3 protein-coding genes and 1 pseudogene are annotated in these 4095 nt (G+C 62.5%); all 4 read right to left on the bottom strand.

What is annotated here, in order from left to right; all coding sequences use genetic code 11:
- Positions 1–1012 (bottom strand): annotated as a pseudogene (locus B3E94_RS00905) (YgiQ family radical SAM protein); the annotation flags it as partial.
- 204 nt (positions 1013–1216) lie between these two features.
- Positions 1217–2614, bottom strand: a complete 1398-nt coding sequence (dnaB, locus tag B3E94_RS00900; protein ID WP_176516051.1) for a replicative DNA helicase — start codon at positions 2612–2614, stop codon at positions 1217–1219.
- Between the two features lie 113 nt (positions 2615–2727).
- Positions 2728–3174, bottom strand: a complete 447-nt coding sequence (rplI, locus tag B3E94_RS00895; RefSeq protein WP_008101037.1) for a 50S ribosomal protein L9 — start codon at positions 3172–3174, stop codon at positions 2728–2730.
- Between the two features lie 20 nt (positions 3175–3194).
- Entirely contained in the window at positions 3195–4058 is an 864-nt protein-coding gene (locus tag B3E94_RS00890) for a hypothetical protein (RefSeq protein WP_176516053.1), read from the bottom strand.
- Positions 4059–4095: the final 37 nt, after the last annotated feature.

Below are 4095 nucleotides of genomic sequence, written 5' to 3'. Positions count from 1 at the left end.
GGTTGAACCACACATCCACTTCACCATGCTTCTGCACCAGGGCGCGGGCGTTGCCCGGGTTGGTTTCCAGGTGCAGCACACGGTTGGCGTGGGCGTACAGCACTGGGTCGTTGCGCACTTTCTCGAACGACGGCAGGCGGATCACCGACTTCTCGCGGGTGACGCTCGGGCTATCGAGGATCTGCACCACCTTGGCCTCGTTCGGATCCTCCTGGTCGCCCTTGGCCTGCTCGATGGCGCAGGCCTGGGTGTCCTGGGTATTCACGTACGGGTTGATGATCTTGTCGACACGGCCTGGGCGGTCGATACGGGTGGAGTCGATCTCGAACCAGCCTTGCGGCGTGTCGCGGCGCACGAAGGCGGTGCCGCGCACGTCGGTGATGGTTTCGATGTTTTCGCCGTTGGACAGGCGCTGGGCCACTTCCACCACTGCACGCTCGGCGTTGCCGAACAGCAGGATGTCGGCGCTGGCGTCGATCAGGATCGAGTGGCGAACCTTGTCCTGCCAGTAGTCGTAGTGGGCGATGCGGCGCAGCGAGGCCTCGATGCCGCCCAGCACGATCGGCACGTGCTTGTAGGCTTCCTTGCAGCGCTGGCTGTACACCAGGCTGGCGCGGTCCGGACGGCTGCCGGCCAACCCGCCCGGGGTGTAGGCGTCGTCGGAGCGCATCTTCTTGTCAGCGGTGTAGCGGTTGATCATCGAGTCCATGTTGCCGGCCGCGACACCGAAGAACAGGTTCGGCTCGCCGAGCTTCATGAAGTCGTCTTTGGACTGCCAGTTCGGCTGGGCGATGATGCCAACGCGAAAGCCCTGGGCTTCCAGCAGGCGGCCGATGATGGCCATGCCGAACGACGGATGGTCGACGTAGGCATCACCGGTCACGATGATGATGTCGCAGGAATCCCAGCCGAGCAGATCCATCTCCTGCCTGCTCATCGGCAGGAAAGGTGCTGGCCCGAAGCATTCGGCCCAGTACTTGGGATAGTCGTAGAGAGGTTTGGCTGCTTGCATGTCAGTGACCGGTTCTGGTGTGCAGGGAAATCGCGGGCGCGGAATATAGCACAAAATTTGACCAAATCCGACGGTGGTTGTCGGATTCATTGTGTGCCTGCTTGGGCCTCATCGCCGGCAAGCCGGCTCCCACAGGATCAGCACCGCTCTTGAGGAGGGAGGGGTACCTGTGGGAGCCGGCTTGCCGGCGATGGGGGCGGCGACTTACTCGTCGTCGTCGAAGTTGTACATGCCCGGCGCGAGGTTCTCGAAGCGGGTGTACTTGCCGATGAACGCCAGGCGCACGAAGCCGATGGGGCCGTTACGCTGCTTGCCGATGATGATTTCGGCAACGCCCTTGTGCTCGGTCTCCGGGTGGTACACCTCGTCGCGGTACACGAACATGATCACGTCGGCGTCCTGCTCGATTGCACCCGATTCACGCAAGTCGGAGTTCACCGGGCGCTTGTTCGGGCGCTGTTCCAGGGAACGGTTGAGCTGCGACAGGGCGATGACCGGGCAGTTGAATTCCTTGGCCAGGGCCTTGAGCGAGCGGGAGATCTCGGAAATCTCGTTGGTGCGGTTGTCACCGGCAGAGCCCGGGATCTGCATGAGCTGCAGGTAGTCGACCATGATCATGGCGATTTCGCCGTGTTCACGCGCCAGGCGGCGGGTGCGCGCACGCATTTCCGAGGGGCTGATGCCGGCGGTATCGTCGATGAACAACTTGCGGTCGTTGAGCAGGTTGACCGCCGAGGTCAGGCGCGGCCAGTCATCGTCGTCCAGCTGGCCGGAACGCACCTTGGTCTGGTCGATGCGGCCAAGCGAAGAAAGCATACGCATGATCAGCGATTCACCTGGCATCTCCAGGGAGAACACCAGCACGGCCTTGTCGGTGCGCAGTACGGCGTTCTCTACCAGGTTCATGGCGAAGGTGGTCTTGCCCATCGATGGACGGCCCGCAACGATGATCAGGTCGGCGGCCTGCAGGCCGCTGGTCTTCTCGTCCAGGTCGGTGTAGCCGGTGGACACGCCGGTGATGTCGCTGTCGGAGTTGAACAGCGTGTCGATGCGATCGATGGCCTTGGTCAACAGCTCGTTGACGCCCACCGGGCCGCCGGTCTTCGGCCGCGCCTCGGCGATCTGGAAGATCTGCCGCTCGGCGTCGTCGAGGATCTCTTCGGCGTTGCGCCCTTGCGGGTTGAAGGCGTTGTCGGCGATGTCGGTGCTGATGCTGATCAGCTGGCGCAACGTGGCCCGCTCGCGAATGATCGCGGCGTAGGCCTTGATGTTGGCCACCGACGGCGTGTTCTTGGCCAGCTCTGCCAGGTAGGCCAGGCCGCCGACCTGGGTCGACAGGCCTTCCTTGTCCAGCTGCTCGTGCAGGGTGACCACGTCGAACGGCTGGTTGGCGTCCGCGAGCTTGTGCACGGCGCGGAAGATCAGGCGGTGGTCATGCCGGTAGAAGTCACCATCCGAGACCTGATCCAGCACCCGCTCCCAGGCGTTGTTGTCCAGCATCAGGCCACCGAGCACGGCCTGTTCGGCCTCGATGGAATGCGGCGGCACCTTCAGGGCAGCGGTTTGCAGGTCGAGTTGTTCGGGGTTGGTAATCTCGTTCATGGCCACGAAAGAATTCTGGAGGATGAAAAAGACAAAGGGCACGGCCTGTCGAAAACAGGACCGTGCCCGATGTTAACCGGCTAACCCGCGAGGGGCTAGCCAGTCAGCGCAGCTTAGGCAGCTACGACGACCACACGTACAGTGGCTTCAACGTCGCTGTGCAGGTGCACGGCTACGTCGTATTCGCCAACTTGACGGATGGTGCCGTTCGGCAGACGCACTTCAGCTTTGGCCACTTCAACGCCGGAGGCGGTCAGGGCGTCAGCGATGTCGTGGGTGCCGATCGAACCGAACAGCTTGCCTTCGTCGCCAGCGGTGGCAGTGATGGTCACTTCCAGCTCGGCCAGTTGGGCAGCGCGGCTTTCAGCCGAAGCTTTACGGTCAGCAGCTGCTTTTTCCAGCTCGGCGCGACGCTCTTCGAACGCAGCCAGGTTGGCGGCGTTGGCAACGGTGGCCTTGCCGAATGGCAGCAGGAAGTTACGGCCGTAACCAGCCTTAACCTTAACTTTGTCGCCCAGGTTGCCCAGGTTAGCGACTTTTTCCAGCAGGATCAGTTCCATTTGGTAAAACCTCTTAACTTTTAACCTTCACCGTTCGCGGAGTCTTTCCCCGGGGGGGACTTGCGACCGCGAAAATCAATCAGGCTGTCGACAATGGCCAGAACCATCAGTAACGGATAAATCAGCTGCATGATCAGCGGCAACGTCACGTACATGCCCACCAGCCAGAACCCGGCCAGTCGCCCCTGTGCCACCAGCCCGTGCATCAAGGCGATGCCGGCCAGGACCAGTACCAGGCTCGATGCCGATGCCAGGATGATGAACTGCGGCCCGATGAACGGAGCCACCACCATCACTGCCACCAAGACCGCCATGGTCTGTTTCGGCAGCCTCAGCGCGCGAAATTCGCGACCGAAGCCTCCAGGGTTGTACAACGCTGCCTGCCAATAGCGCGCCAGCACCAGGGCCAGCACACTGAACAATTGCACCGTCACTGCTGTGGAGGCGACCAGCACAGGGCGGATCAGCTCACCGGAGAGCACCGGTTGCCCTTCGATCTTCGGCATGGCTTCGGCAAACGCCTTGGCCAGCACATCGAAGGTCTGGGCCAGCGCCAGGTCGAGCACGTGGCTGAAAACCACGGCGAACACGGCACTGACCACCAACACTCGGCTCCAGGGATGCTCGGCACGCAACATGGCGGCCAGGCTCAGGGCACCTGCGATCACCATGAAGGTGATGGGGTCGCCCATGTACCACACGGCCAGCCCGGCCAGCAGGCCGCCGGCGATGACCGTTGAAGCATCCTTGAACCCGCGCCGCAGCAGCACAAGGCTGCCGGCAGCGGCACTCAACCAGAACAGCAGCGGCAGTACCGCGCTGATGACCACCACCAGGGTGGCCTGCACACGACCGCGCATGATGAAACTTGCTAACGCTCGCATGCTAATCCCTTACGACTTGTCGACGACCCGGTCTCAG

The sequence above is a fragment of the Pseudomonas sp. UBA6315 genome (assembly GCF_002438125.1).
Lineage (GTDB): Bacteria > Pseudomonadota > Gammaproteobacteria > Pseudomonadales > Pseudomonadaceae > Aquipseudomonas > Aquipseudomonas faucium.
Note: the sequence above shows the minus strand (reverse complement) of the source record. Positions and strands in the feature narration are given on the sequence as shown.

Excerpts from the sequence above, each read along its gene's own strand:
- dnaB (WP_176516051.1), bottom strand. The coding sequence starts at position 2,614 with ATGAACGAGATTACCAACCCCGAACAACTCGACCTGCAAACCGCTGCC.
- rplI (WP_008101037.1), bottom strand. The coding sequence starts at position 3,174 with ATGGAACTGATCCTGCTGGAAAAAGTCGCTAACCTGGGCAACCTGGGC.
- B3E94_RS00890 (WP_176516053.1), bottom strand. The coding sequence starts at position 4,058 with ATGCGAGCGTTAGCAAGTTTCATCATGCGCGGTCGTGTGCAGGCCACC.